We start from the raw sequence: 14771 nt of genomic DNA, 5'->3' as shown, positions 1-14771 counted from the left end.
TAATAGAGCAACGCGAATGCTAACGACTTTGCTAAACTGTTCGCTTGTGCCGATTTCCATTTTCCAAGAGAGCCGACCCGCGTGAGCGAGACGCCAAGCGTTACTGTTGATTTAGCAAGCCCTGATTCCGAACCCACCGAGCCAGTGGCAGCTTCGCTTGGGCGTCTGTTTAATGAGCCGATTACGCAAATGCCGGAGGATTTGTATATTCCCCCGGAAGCACTGCGTGTCTTTTTAGAGACCTTTGAAGGCCCGCTGGATCTGCTGCTCTATCTGATTCGCCGCCAAAACCTGGATATTCTGACCATCAACGTGGCGACCATCACCCACCAGTACATCGAGTACGTGGAGCTGATGAAGGCCATGGAGATCGAGCTGGCGGGGGAATACCTGTTGATGGCCGCTATGCTGGCTGAGATCAAGTCGCGCACTTTGTTGCCCCGCCCGCCGAAGGCTGAGGGCGATGACGAGGAGGATCCCCGCGCTGAGCTTATCCGCCGTCTGCAAGAGTACGAACGCCTTAAAGAGGCAGCAGAGACGCTGGACACATTACCGCGTATGGGGCGTGACTGGTTCAGCGTGCAGGCGGGCTTACCGCCACTGGAATCCCGTGTGATTCACCCCGAGGTGGAATTGGATGAATTGCTCAGCGCGCTCTCCGATATCCTCAAGCGTGCCGAGCTGGTGCAGGCCCACCAGATCAGCCGCGAGGTTCTCTCTACCCGCGAGCGCATGCTCAAGATCATGGAGCAGCTAAGTTACGACGACGCCCATCAGCGCTATACCCCCTTTGAAGCGCTATTTACTTTAGAGGAGGGGCGCGCAGGCGTGGTGGTCACGTTTATGGCGATTCTTGAGCTGGCCAAAGAAGCCATGATTGAAATTGTCCAAAATGCGCCGCTGTCGCCAATTCACGTGCGCGCGCGACGCGCTGCCCTTGCTGACGGCGAGGAGAGCGCTTTTGATGAGGGCGAGATAGAAGATGATGCCTATGGCGAGTCCGCTTTTGAACCTGACGAGGAGACGCCATGAGTAACACCGTCACCGCGTTAGATGACATTGTTTTAGATGATATTGTTGAAGCCGCACTGCTGGCCGCTGGCGAACCCTTGCCCCTTGAGCGGTTGGAGACACTCTTTCTTGAGGGCGAATGCCCCCCGCGCAAAGAGCTTCGTGACGTCCTGGAACGTTTGCAGCAGCGACATTCTGGCGGTGCACTGGAGCTCCTGGAAACGGTCTCAGGCTACCAACTGCGCATTCGTCCGCGGCTTTCCCAGTGGGTGTCGCGGTTATGGGATGAACGCCCCCAGCGCTACTCGCGGGCGCTGCTGGAGACACTGGCATTAATTGCCTATCGGCAGCCGGTTACTCGTGGGGACATTGAGGAAGTGCGCGGTGTCAGCGTGAGTAGTTCCATTATGCGCACCTTGGCTGAGCGCGGCTGGATTCGGGTGGTCGGTCATCGTGATGTGCCTGGCCGACCAGCGGTATACGCCACCACACGCAGCTTTTTAGACGATTTTGGGTTAAAAACCCTCGATGCATTGCCGCCCATGCACACCCTGGCAAGCTGGGATGAAAACGAGATATCTGAAGAACCGGGGATGACGATGGATACTGACATTCAGGAAGAAAATGGCCCCGGTACAGACCATGAAGCACTGGACGAAACGATCAAAACGGTGCAGGATGCGCCACCTCAGAAAGAACAGATAACCTCGGCTGAGATAGCCGACACGCACGCCGAGACGGCGTTAACCCAGCCGCTGAGTTTTGCCGACCTACAGGCTCGGCTCGCGGCACGTGCCAAGCGCCAACAAGATGAGCGCGAAAGCACGGAGACTACCGATGTGAGGTCAGACGACCATGAGTCAGAGTAATAACACCACGCCCCCCACCAGCGAAAAGCTGCAAAAAGTCTTGGCCCGTGCAGGCCTTGGCTCGCGTCGTGAGATGGAAACGGCGATTTCCGCCGGCCGTGTTAAAGTGAATAGCCAGGTGGCTAAGCTGGGCGACCGCGTTGAAGCGCGGGATAAAGTCAGTTTTGATGACCGTCCGGTGGCATTGCGCCCAGAAGAAGAAGTGCCACGCCGGGTGATTATGTATAACAAGCCGGAAGGCGAGCTATGCACCCGTAAGGATCCAGAAGGTCGCCGCACGGTGTTTGACCGCTTGCCGCGCCTGAAAGGCGAACGTTGGATTGCGATCGGTCGCCTGGATATCAACACCAGTGGTTTGCTGCTGTTCACTACCGACGGTGAGCTGGCCAACCGTTTGATGCACCCCTCTACCCAGGTGGAGCGCGAGTACGCGGTTCGCGTGATGGGTGAAGTGAAGCGCGAGCATATCCTGGCCATGGTCGATGGGGTCATGCTTGAAGATGGCCCGGCGCGCTTTACCGATGTTCAGGAGTTTGGTGGCGAAGGCATCAACACCTGGTTCCACGTGGTGATTCTCGAAGGGCGCAACCGTGAAGTGCGTCGTCTTTGGGAATCCCAGGCGCTGACGGTTAGTCGTCTTAAACGCGTGCGCTACGGCAATATCTTCCTCGATAAGCGGGCGAAAGCCGGCGAATGGGTCGAACTTACCCAGGATGAGGTGGATGACTTAGCCACGCTGGCTAACTTGGAAACACGTAAAGTGCCCGCGTTGACACCGGATGAGAAGAATCGCTGGAACCGCGATAAGCACAAGCGTAAGCCGGTACAGGCACTGCGCAAACCGAAAAGCAAGGCTCGCTAAGCGCGGCTTGCAGAGCCCGTTGAACCTCTTGGTGCTCAGTCGTTAGCGGTTAGGCTGATAAGCGTGCCTGTCAGCATTGAGTGACGCCAGCGGGCACGCAAATGGTTCATTATTGTAGAGTGAAAGCGAAAAAACGCTTGCTATCAATAAGGTGTAAGCGTAGGATATGCATCCGTTCAGGCGGGTCGTTAGCTCAGTTGGTAGAGCAGTTGACTTTTAATCAATTGGTCGCAGGTTCGAATCCTGCACGACCCACCATTCAAACGACTGATCAGTTTGAATAAAGTCAGTTTGAATGCAGTGGTGAACGTTTAAAGTATGTGTAGTAACAGTATGTGTAGTAACGCTGGAAAGTGATCAGCACAGCAAGTTTGGGTCGTTAGCTCAGTTGGTAGAGCAGTTGACTTTTAATCAATTGGTCGCAGGTTCGAATCCTGCACGACCCACCAAATTCAACGCCCCTGGCAGTTTAGCTGCCAGGGGCGTTTTGCTATGTGTCTAGAAAGAACTCTATGTGTGACAATCTGTTTGCAGTCAAACGCTATTTCCCGCCAAAATGGTTTAGAATAAATCTGTCTAGAATAGATTTTAAGCGATGGCCATCGCGAGAGACGCAGCGGCTCATCGCTCCAACGAGCGGTGCATGTGCAAGACGCACTGCGCCGTAGCCCAGTGTTTAACAGGGGGATTCCCTGTTCGTCACAGTGGTAGACACAATGACTATTATGACTACTCAAGCGAAGCTTGAGGCCCCGCTACCCACAGCCTACTGCCCGACCCGCATTCCGGCGGAAGATCAGGCACGGGTTGAAGAGATCAAACGACTGTTGAAGGCCCATAACGCCGTTTTGGTCGCACACTACTACACCGATGATGCCATTCAGCAACTGGCGGAAGAGACCGGTGGCTGTGTCGCTGACTCGCTGGAGATGGCACGCTTTGGTGCTCGCCACGAAGCCACCACGCTGGTCGTCGCCGGTGTCCGCTTTATGGGCGAAACCGCCAAGATCCTTTCGCCTGAAAAACGCGTGCTGATGCCCACCTTGGAAGCCACCTGCTCGCTGGATATTGGCTGCCCCGCCGATGAGTTCAGCGCCTTCTGCGATGCCCATCCTGACCGCACCGTAGTGGTGTATGCCAACACCTCTGCAGCCGTTAAGGCGCGGGCAGACTGGGTGGTGACTTCGTCGATTGCAGTCGAGGTGATTGAGCACCTGCAGGCCAAAGGCGAGAAAATTCTCTGGGCGCCCGATAAGCATTTGGGCGGCTATATCCAGAACAAAACCGGCGCCGATATGCTGATGTGGGACGGCGCCTGTATCGTTCATGAAGAGTTTAAGGCCAAGGGCGTTGAAGATCTGAAGCGCATCTATCCAGATGCCGCAGTACTGGTGCATCCCGAATCGCCTGAGCCAGTAGTGAAGCTGGCGGACGTGGCAGGCTCCACCTCGCAGTTGATCAAGGCCGCGAAAGAGCTGCCCAACGATAAGCTGATCGTGGCAACTGATCGTGGCATCTTCTTCAAGATGCAGCAGGCAGTGCCGGATAAAACGCTGTTTGAAGCGCCGACGGCAGGCAACGGCGCCACTTGTCGTAGCTGTGCACACTGCCCCTGGATGGCCATGAACGCGCTGGATAATCTAGCCGGTGCGTTGCGTGAGGGAAGTGGAGAAATTCAGGTGGATGAAGCGCTGCGTCTGCAGGCTTTAAAGCCCCTTGAGCGCATGCTTAACTTCAATGCTTAGCGAGAAAAGATTAACCGAATGTCATTGCGAACAAAGTGAAGCAATCTCGGGGTGACTGCCACCGCTGGTTAAGATTGCCGCGTCGCTGCGCTCCTCGCAATGACATGTGGTGTGTCATTGCGAACGAAGTGAAGCAATCTCGGGGGTACTGCCACCGCTGGCTGAGATTGCCGCGTCGCTGCGCTCCTAGCAATGACATGTGGTGTGTCATTGCGAACGAAGTGAAGCAATCTCGGGGTGACTGCCACCGCAGGTTGAGATTGCCGCGTCGCTGCGCTCCTTGCAATGACACAGGTTTAGTTAAAATCATCCAGCGCTTCGCGATACTCAATGAAGTCCTCGCGGCGCTGCTCGATTCTTGCCAGCGCCTGCTGATCATTTTCCCGCTCAGCAGCATCCCGAGCGATAGAAAGTTGGCGAATGCCGCGATCGACGCGGCCGGTCAGTTGAAGATACTCTGCGCGGGCTAAGTGCCCCCAGCTATCATGCCCACTGCGCCCGGCGGCTTCGGCCAGCAGGTTAAAGACCTGCGGGTTTTCCAGGTTTTGGGAAGTGATGTCGCGCAGCAGGTCATAGGCCGCCTGCGGGTCGCGCTGCAGCTGTGCTTCGGCCAAGATCAGTTGGGCAGGTAGGTAGTTGGGCATAAAACGTAGCAATTGCTGACTGCGCTGAATGGCCTGATCGTAGCGGCCAGCTTCCAGGGCGACGCTAGCCGAAGAGGCGGGCAGCATGGCAAAGTCGGGATGCTCGTTGGCAATCCTATCCAGTTGCTCCAGGGCGCTATCGGTTTGGCCGTTGCGAGCATCGATCAGTGCCGCTAAGTAGTCCTGAGCGGCTTGTTCGGCGCCTTCCTGAGCAAGGCGCGAAGCAGCTTGCTGCGGCGTATTAGTGTAAATGCTTAGCAGCGCCCGGGCGCGCATCATGTCGTAGAGGGTGTCGCTGGTATATGCATCGGCAACATTGAGCTGGGCAGCGCGGGCTTGTGCGGCGCTTAAACGATTGTCGGTGACCGGGTGGGTCAGCAGGAACTCGGGGGGTGTATCGCCCTGAAGGCGCGCCATACGCTGCATGGCCGAGAACATGCGCACCATTGCCTCGGGGTCATAGCCCGCATCGGCCATGGCCTGAAGACCGATATTGTCGGCTTCCTGCTCAAACAGCCGTGAGTAGCTGAGCTGATCCTGGATCAGCGCCGCCTGTGAGCCCATGGCGGCCGCCATTCCAGCGTCGCCGCCGCCACTGGCGGCAATCAGCATACCCGCCAGCATGGCTGCCATGGCGGGCAGTTGGGTCTGAGCCGCGCGGGCACTGCCTCGGGCATAGTGGCGTTGAGAGAGGTGGCCCAGTTCGTGAGCTAGCACCGAGACAAAAGCGCCTTCATCTTCGGCAAACGCGAAAAGTCCTGAATTGATCCCTACTACGCCGCCAGGGACGGCAAAGGCGTTCAATGAAGCGTTATCGACCATGACGGTGATCGTGCGCAGACCGTTAATATCACTATGCGGGGCCAGCCGGGCAATCAGGCTTTGCAAATAATCATTGGTTATGGGGTCTTGCCACTGGGGGGCTTGGGCACGAAACTGGCGCAACCAGGCGCGGCCCAAGCGGTACTCTTCGTTGCTGACAGAGGTAGACGCCGCCCCTAAGCTCGGCAAGCCGTAATCGCTGGAGGCAATGCTTGGTGGGCTAAACAGTAGGCTGCCACAGGCACAAGCAAACGCACATATCCAGCCTGGGTAAGCGATACGAAGGGTTGGCATGGCATCCTCATAAATAATGAATAAGTACAGTGGTCAGGGTATGGCATTGGTGAAGAGTGTGACATTGATAAACACAGGGAAGTGCCGTTAAATCGACTGCCTAGTGAAATCAATCGCTAAAAAGATAGTTTATGTAACAATGCCGTGAGTATGCAGGTCATTTTGAGGGAGTGTATATGTCTGAGCAATCCGAGGGCTTTCAACCCGACACGGTGCTTGACGCTTGCGGGCTGCATTGCCCGCTGCCTTTGCTGAAGGCTAAGCAGGCCTTGGCAGGTTTGGCGGCTGGTCAGTTACTGGAAGTGCGTTCCACCGATGCGGGTTCGTGGCGTGATATGGCGTCGTTTACCGACCAAAGTGCACATACGCTGGAAGGTCGTGAGCAGCGCGACGAGGTGTATGTTTATTGGATTAGAAAAGCTGGGGATGCGCACTCATGACCCTGCGCACGATTTTAAAAAGCTGGGTTGAACGCTATTTCTCGGATGAGGAGGCGCTGATCCTGCTGATAGTACTGGTGGCGGGCTTTGCCGCGATTATCTGGTTTGGACGCATGCTGGCGCCGTTTTTTACTGCACTGGTGATTGCGTTTCTTTTGCAAGGTGTAGTGAGTGCGTTTACCCGGCGAGGGGTACCGCACCTACTAGCGGTCATTCTGGTCTTTTTGGCCTTTATCAGCGTGCTGCTCACCCTGGCGTTTATTCTGATGCCGTTGATCTGGAATCAGCTAGTGGGGCTGGTGCAAGAGACACCGCGGATGTTCGCCAGTGGCCAGGGCTGGTTGGATGAACTGCAGGCGCGCTATCCGAATATTATTACGCCGGATCAGATGCAAAGCTGGATAGGCGTGGCGAGCCGCGAGATTAGCCAGCTAGGCCAGCGCGCCTTAACGCTTTCGCTGGCTTCGCTCGGCAATATTATGTCGCTGATTATCTACCTAGTACTGGTGCCGATCCTGGTGTTCTTTATGCTCAAGGATCGCGACGTGTTGGTCGGTTTTATTCTTTCGCTGCTGCCCCAAAAGCGTACGCTGCTATCGCGTATTTGGCGCGAAATGGACGATCAGATTGCCAACTATATCCGCGGCAAATTTATTGAAATCATCATCGTTGGCACCGTGGCGTTCTTTACCTTTGCGTTCTTTGGCTTACCGTATACAGCGCTGCTAGCGGTGTTGGTCGGCCTTTCGGTGTTAGTGCCTTATATCGGTGCTGCGGTGGCTACACTACCGGTCGCCGCGGTAGCGGGGTTCTATTTTGGTCTTAGTGAAGATTTTGTCTATGTGCTGGTGGCTTATGGCGTGATTCAAGCCCTGGATGGCAACGTATTGGCACCGGTATTGTTCTCTGAGACCAATAATATTCATCCGGTTTCGATTATTGTGGCGGTACTGTTCTTCGGTGGGATTTGGGGCTTCTGGGGGATCTTCTTTGCGATTCCCTTGGCAACACTGCTCAAGGCATTGATTTACGCCTGGCCACGTAGCATGCATGAGCGGGAGGAGCGTCGGAGTATACCAGCCACAGCTAGCCAGGAAGCCGAATAGCGCTCACCCACTGCCCGCGCAAGAGATCACTATGGGCAGTGGGCTGAACTGAAATAGAGCCCTGGTTGAGATAGAGCTCTGGTTGAGTTAGTTGGAAGCGTTCAGCTTTTCAGCCGCAGCAAGTACTTCTTCCGCGTGGCCAGGTACTTTAACGCCGCGCCATTCGTTGGCTAGCTTGCCCTCCTTATCAATCAGGAAGGTGCTGCGTTCGATGCCCAGGTGCTCCTTGCCGTACATTTTCTTGAGCTTGATAACATCAAATAGCGTGCAGATGTTTTCGTCCTTATCTGAAATAAGGTCGAAATTAAAATCCTGTTTGGCCTTAAAATTCTCCTGGGCGCGCAAGCCATCTCGAGAAACACCAAGAATGACCGTATTAGCGGCATCGAAGGCGGGTTTGCGGTCACGGAAGTCACCGCCCTCGGTGGTGCAGCCAGGTGTACTGGCTTTGGGATAAAAGTATATGACCACTTGTTTGCCACGCATTTCCGACAGTGTCACGGTGGTATCACCCGTGGCAGTGGCGGAGAAGTCAGCAACGGGTTGACCAATTTCAACAGGCATAAGGCATCCTTTTAAGGGTGGGTGTTAATATTGCTTGTTACGCGTGATTACACGTAAGCCAGCGGCCGTTGTCAAAGCTCAAAACAGGGTGACGACAAACTCACACCGCTTTACGCTGTACAGGCTCGAATCGCCTGAGTACCATTTGGCCTCTGTGCGGTGTCGGCGCTTGATGCAAAATAGCGTGATCGCGCTCGGTTTTGAAAAAAACTCTCGTATTCAAAAACACAGATAGTTGATATCACAATTTGGCTGGTGAGGAATAAACGGATGATCACAGGCAGCATCGTCGCCCTGGCGACGCCTATGAAGGTCAATGGCGACATCGACTGGGAGGCGCTTCGTCGTCTGGTGAACTTCCATCTCGAAAATGGCACCGATGCCATTGTCGCCGCTGGCACCACGGGCGAACCGACTACCATGTCGTTTGCGGAGCACTTTGACGTGATTCGTAGCGTGGTGGAAGAGGTCAATGGCCGTATACCGGTCATAGCCGGTACCGGCTCGAACAACACCACCGAAGCAGTGGAGTTGACCCGCTACGCGAAAGAGGTGGGTGCAGATTACTGTCTGACGGTGGCTCCCTACTACAACAAGCCTACTCAGGAAGGCCTGTTTCAGCACTTCAAGGCCACAGCCGAGGCCAGCGACCTGCCGGTTATTCTTTACAATGTGCCTGGTCGCACCTGCTCGGATATCTACAACGAGACCGTGTTACGCCTGGCCGAAGTCGATAATATTATCGGTTTAAAAGACGCCACGGGGAACCTGGAGCGTGCGGAAGATCTAATCACTCGCCTGAAGGGCAGTGGTTTTATGCTCTACTCCGGTGATGATGCGACCGCCTGCGACTTTATGTTGATGGGTGGCCATGGGGATATCTCCGTCACCGCCAACGTTGCCCCCCGGGCGATGCATGAGCTTTGCTCGGCAGCGGTGGCCGGCGACTCCGATAAGGCGCATCAGATTAATACGCTTTTGATGCCGCTGCATACCAACCTGGGTATAGAGTCGAACCCTATTCCAGTGAAGTGGGCGCTGAACCGTATGGGGTACGCGGATGCGGGTATTCGCTTACCGCTAACCTGGCTGTCGGAAAAGTACCACGCCACGGTGAGCGAAGCGCTGCAGTTGGCGGGTGTCGTAGAGGAGTAGTCCGACGCAATACCCTTTGCTACCCAGCTCGCTTACCGTTGAGCTGGGTACCCGAATTGTTGACTTAAGGTGGCTTGATGAGCTCTGTGCTTGAAATACGTGCGCTTAAATGGGTTCCGCTGGCACTCGCAGCGGCTGTCGCGCTTTCTGGTTGTGCGCGGGATGGTTTTTACCACGACCGTAATTTGGACTACACCGAGGCCGCTCCGGCGCCGCCTTTGGTGCTGCCAGAGACCCGCAACACCCAGCGCTATCGCGATGCGCTGCCGGTTCCTCAAGCCGCCACCCAAGGTGCACGGCTTGACGAAGCAGCAGAGATTCGCCCGCCACAGTCATTGGCGATTGGCAGTGGGATGGAACCTGAGTATGTCGAGCGTCGCGAAGTGGGCGATCAAACCTGGCTAGTAGTGGCCGCCGACACCGGTACGGTCTGGCCGCAGTTGGAAGAGTTTGTACGTAGTCGTCAGTTGGAGGTGCAGCAGAGCAGTGCTTCTCAGGGCGTTATCGTCACGCCCCAGGCGGAAATTCGCCTGCAAAGTGCACTACGCGCAGGCAGTAGCGAAGTTCGCTGCGAACGCGGCGGGCAAACCATGGCGAGCTGCCTCGATGCGTTAGAGAGCCATTTAAGCGCGCGCAGTGCATCTGCCAGTGTCTCTTCTTCCTGGACCGCTCAGCGCCTCACCGGTGAGCAAACGCTGCAAATCCGCCAGCAGGACGACGAGTGGGAAGTGGTGATCCCGCAGCCGGTCGATCGGGTATGGGCAGAGTTGAACCACTATCTTGAGCTGGATTTTGCTCAGGAAGGTCAGCGTGATTTGCTGGCCGTCGACCCTGCCAGTCATGAGTTTATGGTTGAGTACATGACTGAAACCGAGCGCAACCGCAACCCGTTGCAAATCGTCTTCAGCCCGGATGTGCGCAAAATGTCCCAGCAGATTCGTCTTGCCCTGCAGCCTAACGGCGACCAGACGATTCTGCGTGCCATCAATGCCAGCGAGCGGGCATTCAGCGCCGATGATCAGCGCGAGCTGCTTGAGCGTGTCTCCGGCTATTTACGTTAATTTGTTGATCCTTGACCCCTTACGGAGCCCCCATGGAAAAGCGCCAAGAACTCTACGCCGGTAAGGCGAAATCTGTGTACACCACCGACGATCCGGATTTGTTGGTGCTCAATTTTCGTGATGACACCAGCGCCTTCGATGGCAAAAAAGTCGAGTCGCTGGCCCGCAAGGGAATGGTCAATAACATCTTTAACGCTTTCATTATGGAGCGGCTGCAGGAAGCGGGCATCCCCACCCACTTTGAAAAACAGCTCTCCAACACCGAGAGTCTGGTCAAAAAGATGCAGATGATCCCGGTGGAGTGTGTGGTGCGCAATATCGCCGCGGGTGGGTTGGTAAAACGTCTCGGCGTTGAAGAGGGAATTGCACTGACGCCACCCACCTTCGAGTTGTTTCTGAAGAACGACGAGAAGGGCGACCCGATGATCAATGAGTCGCTGGCGGAGACTTTCGGTTGGGCAACGCCTGAGCAGTTAGCCAAGATGAAGGTGCTGACCTTCAAGGTTAACCATATCCTCAAAGCGCTGTTTGCTGAGGGCGATATGCTACTGGTGGATTACAAACTTGAGTTTGGTGTATTCAAAGGCGAGGTGGTGCTGGGGGATGAGTTCTCTCCGGATGGTTGCCGTCTTTGGGACGCCAACACCCGTGAGAAGCTCGATAAAGACCGCTTCCGTCAGGGGTTGGGCGGTGTGATTGAAGCGTATGAGGAAGTTGGCCGCCGTTTGGGCATTACCTTTCCTGCTTAAGCCGGCACGTCAGATTTATTGCCCGGCGTAAGGTTCGATAGCCATCACCTCTAAGGTGGTGGCTTCGCCATTTTGGCGAGGGCAAAACTTAACGTCCACGTCGCGCAGGCGTACGCCGTAAAGACGCTCAGAATTCCTGTCCTTTTGCTTATAGGCGGGCCTGGGGTCTTGGCTGAGTACCTGCTCAATTAATGCCAGCAGTGTGGCGCTGTCGTGGCGCTGAGCAAGCGTATCCAGTGCCGCTGGATGAAAGGTGACGTCCATGAGTGGCGGTGTTTCAGGGGCGAAACCGGCCTGTGCGTTAGGCTCGGATTCGGCCCAGGGCAGGTAGGGTTTGATATCAATCACTGGGGTGCCGCTGACTAAATCGCAGCCCTGGAGCTGCAGCGTAACGCCGTGCTGGGTGTCGATACCGACTAATCTCACCAGTGAGAGCCCCAGGCGGTTAGGGCGGTGGGTGCTGCGACTGGCAAAAACCCCCACCTTTTTATTGCCCCCCAGGCGCGGCGGCCTTACCAGCGGCGACCAGCGCTCGGGGCTTTGATGAAAAATAAAGCTCAGCCACAGGTGGCTGAAGTCTTCCAAACCGCGCACCGCGAGTGGATCGTTGTAGGGCGCAGTGAGTACAAGCCGGGCATCGGCCGCAGGGGCGAGCCCCGGCTGGCGGGGAATACCGAATTTATCGGGGTAGTCGCTAACCACATGACCAATGGGCGTCAGCGTAAAGTGCTCGCTGTTAGGGGCATCGTCCATCACACTGCCTTCTGCTGGGGTTGATTCGCGTAGAATTGATCCAAGTAGTATAAAGCAGGCCAATGGCTTAAGCGTGACCAAATGGGGCGTGATCGAATGTGTCTTGATCAAATGATAGCTGAACAGCTCAGAGGTGACGCATGACCAATACCGAGGAGCAGCAAGCGCCAACCAGTACGCGAATAACCTATCGCGCGGCGCTAGCACGGGATGCCGCCGACCAAGCGGAAGTGTTTTATCACGCTGTTATGCAGGGAGCGGCCACGCATTACACGCTGGATGAGCGGCGTGCGTGGGCCAATGCGTTGCCCCGCGAAGGCAGTGCATGGGGAGTGCGCCAAGCGCTCTACACAACCTTAGTGGCTACCTGTGATGGTCGCTGCGTGGGGTTCCTGGAGTTGGATTTAGTCGCTGGGCGGGTTGAAACACTCTACGTATGGCCCTCATTAGCCGGTCGCGGTATCGGTACCACGCTGCTGGTACATGCCGAACGGCTGCTGCTTGAGCAGGGAAAGGGGCAAATCGAGATAGAGGCGAGTTCAATGCTCTATGAGCGCCTGCTGCGCCGTGGTTGGAAAAACCACGGCGAGGAGTGGGTCGAGCGAAGCGGGGAGCGACTGCTGCGTTATAAACTTTCCAAATCGCTTAATGCTGTCGAAACCTAATCATCAAACGCTATAGCTGCGGGTAATGCGCATGGAAAGATCGATCGAGGCGATGTCCTTGGTCAGTGCGCCGCTCGATATACAGTCAACACCGGTATCGGCAATTGCCCGCAGGGTGGCAGCATCCACATTGCCTGAAGCTTCCAGGGTGGCTCGGCCGCCGTTAATTTCCACGGCAACGTGCAGGTCTTCGATGGCGAAATTGTCGAGCATGACAATATCAGCACCCGCGGCCAATGCCTGATCCAGCTCTTCAAAGGTTTCTACCTCGACTTCCACGGGCAGGTCGTTGGCTAACTTGCGCGCTTGCGCAACCGCCGCTTGAATGCCTCCACAGGCGGCAATATGGTTCTCTTTGATCAAAAACGCGTCCCATAGGCCAATGCGGTGGTTGTGGCCGCCGCCGCAGGTGACCGCATATTTCTGCGCCAAGCGCATGCCGGGCAGCGTTTTACGCGTATCAAGCAGGCGAACGCCGGTGTCTTCAATCAGGTCGACATATGCGCGGGTGGCGGTGGCGGTGGCAGACAGCGTTTGCAATACGTTAAGCGCCGCCCGCTCGCCGGTAAGCAGGACACGGGCGGGGCCCTCCAGGGTTAAGAAACACTGTTCAGCCTCTAGCTTATCGCCGTCAGCGGCGTGCCAGGTCAGGCTTACCCGACTATCCAGGCGGCGAAACAGCTCATCTACCCAGGGTGCGCCACACAGCACTGCGGTTTCACGGGTAATTACGTCGGCGCAGGCCCACTGGTGTTCAGGGATCAATTGCGCGGTAATATCACCTGGGCCAACGTCTTCTGACAGCAAGCGGGCGGCGCTGGCGCGGATTTCTTCAGCAAGAGCGGATTGATAATGCATGGCCGTGAATTCCCTGAACGTCGTCTTCGATGACGTGCATTGTAGTGAAAAACAGCGGTGAAGGTGAAAGAGAACAGAGAAAGAAAGCGCTAACGTAAAGGAGCCCTTGCCAGTGGAAAATAAACAACCCCTTGACGGGTGGTGGGAAAGCGCGCGTAAAGTCGTTTCACCGAACTGTGACCCTCGGCCCACCGGTGAGGTGTCGTTGCTAGTGATTCATGCGATCAGTCTTCCGCCTGGTCAGTTTAGTGGTAATGCTATTGAAGCGCTATTTACCAATCAATTGGCGGTAGACGAACATCCATTTTTCGCCGAAATTGCCCACTTAAGAGTCTCCGCACACCTGCTTATCCGTCGCGATGGTGAGTGCGTGCAGTTTGTTGATACAGATCAGCGTGCTTGGCATGCTGGGCGCTCCAACTGGTGGGATGCTCGCCAGCTAAGCTGGCGAAAGGCGCTCAACGATTTCTCGGTGGGGATTGAACTTGAAGGGGATGACGTTACCCCCTATCGCAAAGCACAGTATGACACTCTGGTGGAAGCAGTGGTGTGGCTAATGGCGCGCAACCCTCAGCTAGATAGCAGTCGTATTACCAGCCATGCCCATGTGGCGCCGCTGCGCAAAACGGATCCTGGTCCGGCGTTTGATTGGGCGTATTTCCAGCAACTGCTGACATCGCGTGTTGAGCGTTAGCGGTTCGATTACGTTTTCCCCCGTGTGCTAAGTATTTCACTAATAACGCAATAAAACGGTAGTTTAATTACATCGGATGACTATTTGGTCGCAATGGCAAATGCTCTATGAATTGCTTATGTTGCAGTGCAATAGTTTGTTTTCGATAGGCTTTTCCGCTGCGACGGAATTGGCAGCGTGGCGACTTTGAGGTATCTTCGCCTATACAAAAGGCTAACTTCTAAGAGAATTGTGTAGCTTTACTACATCAATAGTTACGTAGCTTGTTGAATGTAGAGCTAAAACCCCTATCCGGCGTTTAATCACCGGCTGAATGTTGGCGCGTGGTGTAGTGCCACGCCGCCGCCCCAGGCCCTTCAGGGTAGCGGGGATTTTTGTCATTTATCGTCATTCGGAGAGACCTCTATGAGTCTGGAGACAAGAGAAGATCTCGATCCGATCGAAACCACGGAATGGATTGATTCCCTGGAATCGGTATT

Annotated in this window: 15 protein-coding genes and 2 tRNA genes; 13 read left to right on the top strand and 4 right to left on the bottom strand. The window is 55.5% G+C overall.

Features of this window, described 5'->3' with window-relative positions; translation table 11 throughout:
* Positions 1-81: 81 nt before the first annotated feature.
* The 6 genes from RO22_RS21785 (at position 82) to nadA (ending at position 4487) form a co-directional block, all read left to right on the top strand.
* The gene (locus RO22_RS21785) at positions 82-1032 is read left to right on the top strand and encodes a segregation and condensation protein A (RefSeq protein WP_009287433.1); all 951 of its coding nucleotides are present in this window, start codon (positions 82-84) and stop codon (positions 1030-1032) included.
* Complete coding sequence (scpB, locus tag RO22_RS21780; RefSeq protein WP_009287432.1) at positions 1029-1880, top strand: SMC-Scp complex subunit ScpB; 852 nt, start codon at positions 1029-1031, stop codon at positions 1878-1880. The genes RO22_RS21785 and scpB overlap by 4 nt, the downstream gene beginning before the upstream one ends.
* A complete protein-coding gene (gene rluB / locus RO22_RS21775; RefSeq protein ID WP_009287431.1) occupies positions 1867-2742 on the top strand; it encodes a 23S rRNA pseudouridine(2605) synthase RluB in 876 nt (291 codons plus the stop codon). The genes scpB and rluB overlap by 14 nt, the downstream gene beginning before the upstream one ends.
* 182 nt (positions 2743-2924) lie before the next feature.
* Positions 2925-3000, top strand: a tRNA-Lys gene (locus RO22_RS21770).
* Positions 3001-3115: 115 nt separating this feature from the next.
* Positions 3116-3191 (top strand) — tRNA-Lys (locus tag RO22_RS21765).
* 267 nt (positions 3192-3458) lie between these two features.
* Positions 3459-4487 (top strand): quinolinate synthase NadA, encoded by a 1029-nt coding sequence (nadA, locus tag RO22_RS21760; RefSeq protein ID WP_027958657.1) that lies wholly within the window; start codon positions 3459-3461, stop codon positions 4485-4487.
* A gap of 296 nt (positions 4488-4783) precedes the next feature.
* Here nadA and RO22_RS21755 read toward each other — a convergent pair whose 3' ends face one another.
* Positions 4784-6247 carry a M48 family metalloprotease gene (locus RO22_RS21755; protein ID WP_041159391.1) on the bottom strand — a complete coding sequence of 488 codons (1464 nt, stop codon included), beginning with the start codon at positions 6245-6247 and terminating at the stop codon, positions 4784-4786.
* Positions 6248-6423: 176 nt separating this feature from the next.
* Between RO22_RS21755 and RO22_RS21750 the strand changes: the two genes are divergently transcribed.
* Complete coding sequence (locus tag RO22_RS21750) at positions 6424-6687, top strand: sulfurtransferase TusA family protein (protein ID WP_022522114.1); 264 nt, start codon at positions 6424-6426, stop codon at positions 6685-6687.
* Positions 6684-7793, top strand: a complete 1110-nt coding sequence (locus RO22_RS21745) for an AI-2E family transporter (protein ID WP_009287428.1) — start codon at positions 6684-6686, stop codon at positions 7791-7793. The genes RO22_RS21750 and RO22_RS21745 overlap by 4 nt, the downstream gene beginning before the upstream one ends.
* 87 nt (positions 7794-7880) lie before the next feature.
* Here the strand turns inward: RO22_RS21745 and RO22_RS21740 are convergent, their stop codons facing one another.
* Positions 7881-8357, bottom strand: a complete 477-nt coding sequence (locus tag RO22_RS21740) for a peroxiredoxin (RefSeq protein WP_022522116.1) — start codon at positions 8355-8357, stop codon at positions 7881-7883.
* Between the two features lie 270 nt (positions 8358-8627).
* On the opposite strand from RO22_RS21740, the gene dapA reads away from it, so the two are divergent.
* From dapA to purC, 3 genes are all read left to right on the top strand, one after another.
* Entirely contained in the window at positions 8628-9512 is an 885-nt protein-coding gene (gene dapA / locus RO22_RS21735) for a 4-hydroxy-tetrahydrodipicolinate synthase (protein ID WP_022522117.1), read from the top strand.
* 77 nt (positions 9513-9589) lie between these two features.
* Positions 9590-10573, top strand: coding sequence for an outer membrane protein assembly factor BamC (gene bamC / locus RO22_RS21730; RefSeq protein ID WP_022522118.1), 984 nt, complete (start codon positions 9590-9592; stop codon positions 10571-10573).
* 32 nt (positions 10574-10605) lie between these two features.
* Complete coding sequence (gene purC / locus RO22_RS21725; protein ID WP_022522119.1) at positions 10606-11322, top strand: phosphoribosylaminoimidazolesuccinocarboxamide synthase; 717 nt, start codon at positions 10606-10608, stop codon at positions 11320-11322.
* 15 nt (positions 11323-11337) lie between these two features.
* Here the strand turns inward: purC and tsaA are convergent, their stop codons facing one another.
* Positions 11338-12075, bottom strand: a complete 738-nt coding sequence (gene tsaA, locus RO22_RS21720; protein ID WP_041159390.1) for a tRNA (N6-threonylcarbamoyladenosine(37)-N6)-methyltransferase TrmO — start codon at positions 12073-12075, stop codon at positions 11338-11340.
* Positions 12076-12215: 140 nt separating this feature from the next.
* Between tsaA and RO22_RS21715 the strand changes: the two genes are divergently transcribed.
* Entirely contained in the window at positions 12216-12740 is a 525-nt protein-coding gene (locus RO22_RS21715; protein ID WP_022522121.1) for a GNAT family N-acetyltransferase, read from the top strand.
* Positions 12741-12743: 3 nt separating this feature from the next.
* On the opposite strand, the gene nadC is transcribed toward RO22_RS21715, so the two are convergent.
* Positions 12744-13598, bottom strand: coding sequence for a carboxylating nicotinate-nucleotide diphosphorylase (gene nadC / locus RO22_RS21710; protein ID WP_041159389.1), 855 nt, complete (start codon positions 13596-13598; stop codon positions 12744-12746).
* 112 nt (positions 13599-13710) lie between these two features.
* Between nadC and ampD the strand changes: the two genes are divergently transcribed.
* Positions 13711-14292 carry a 1,6-anhydro-N-acetylmuramyl-L-alanine amidase AmpD gene (gene ampD / locus RO22_RS21705; RefSeq protein WP_022522123.1) on the top strand — a complete coding sequence of 194 codons (582 nt, stop codon included), beginning with the start codon at positions 13711-13713 and terminating at the stop codon, positions 14290-14292.
* Positions 14293-14771 lie beyond the last annotated feature (479 nt).

The sequence above is a fragment of the Halomonas sp. KHS3 genome, from assembly GCF_000830495.1.
GTDB classification, from domain to species: domain Bacteria; phylum Pseudomonadota; class Gammaproteobacteria; order Pseudomonadales; family Halomonadaceae; genus Vreelandella; species Vreelandella titanicae.
The sequence above is the reverse complement of the archived record's forward strand: the minus strand, read 5'-3'. Positions and strand labels throughout refer to the sequence as shown.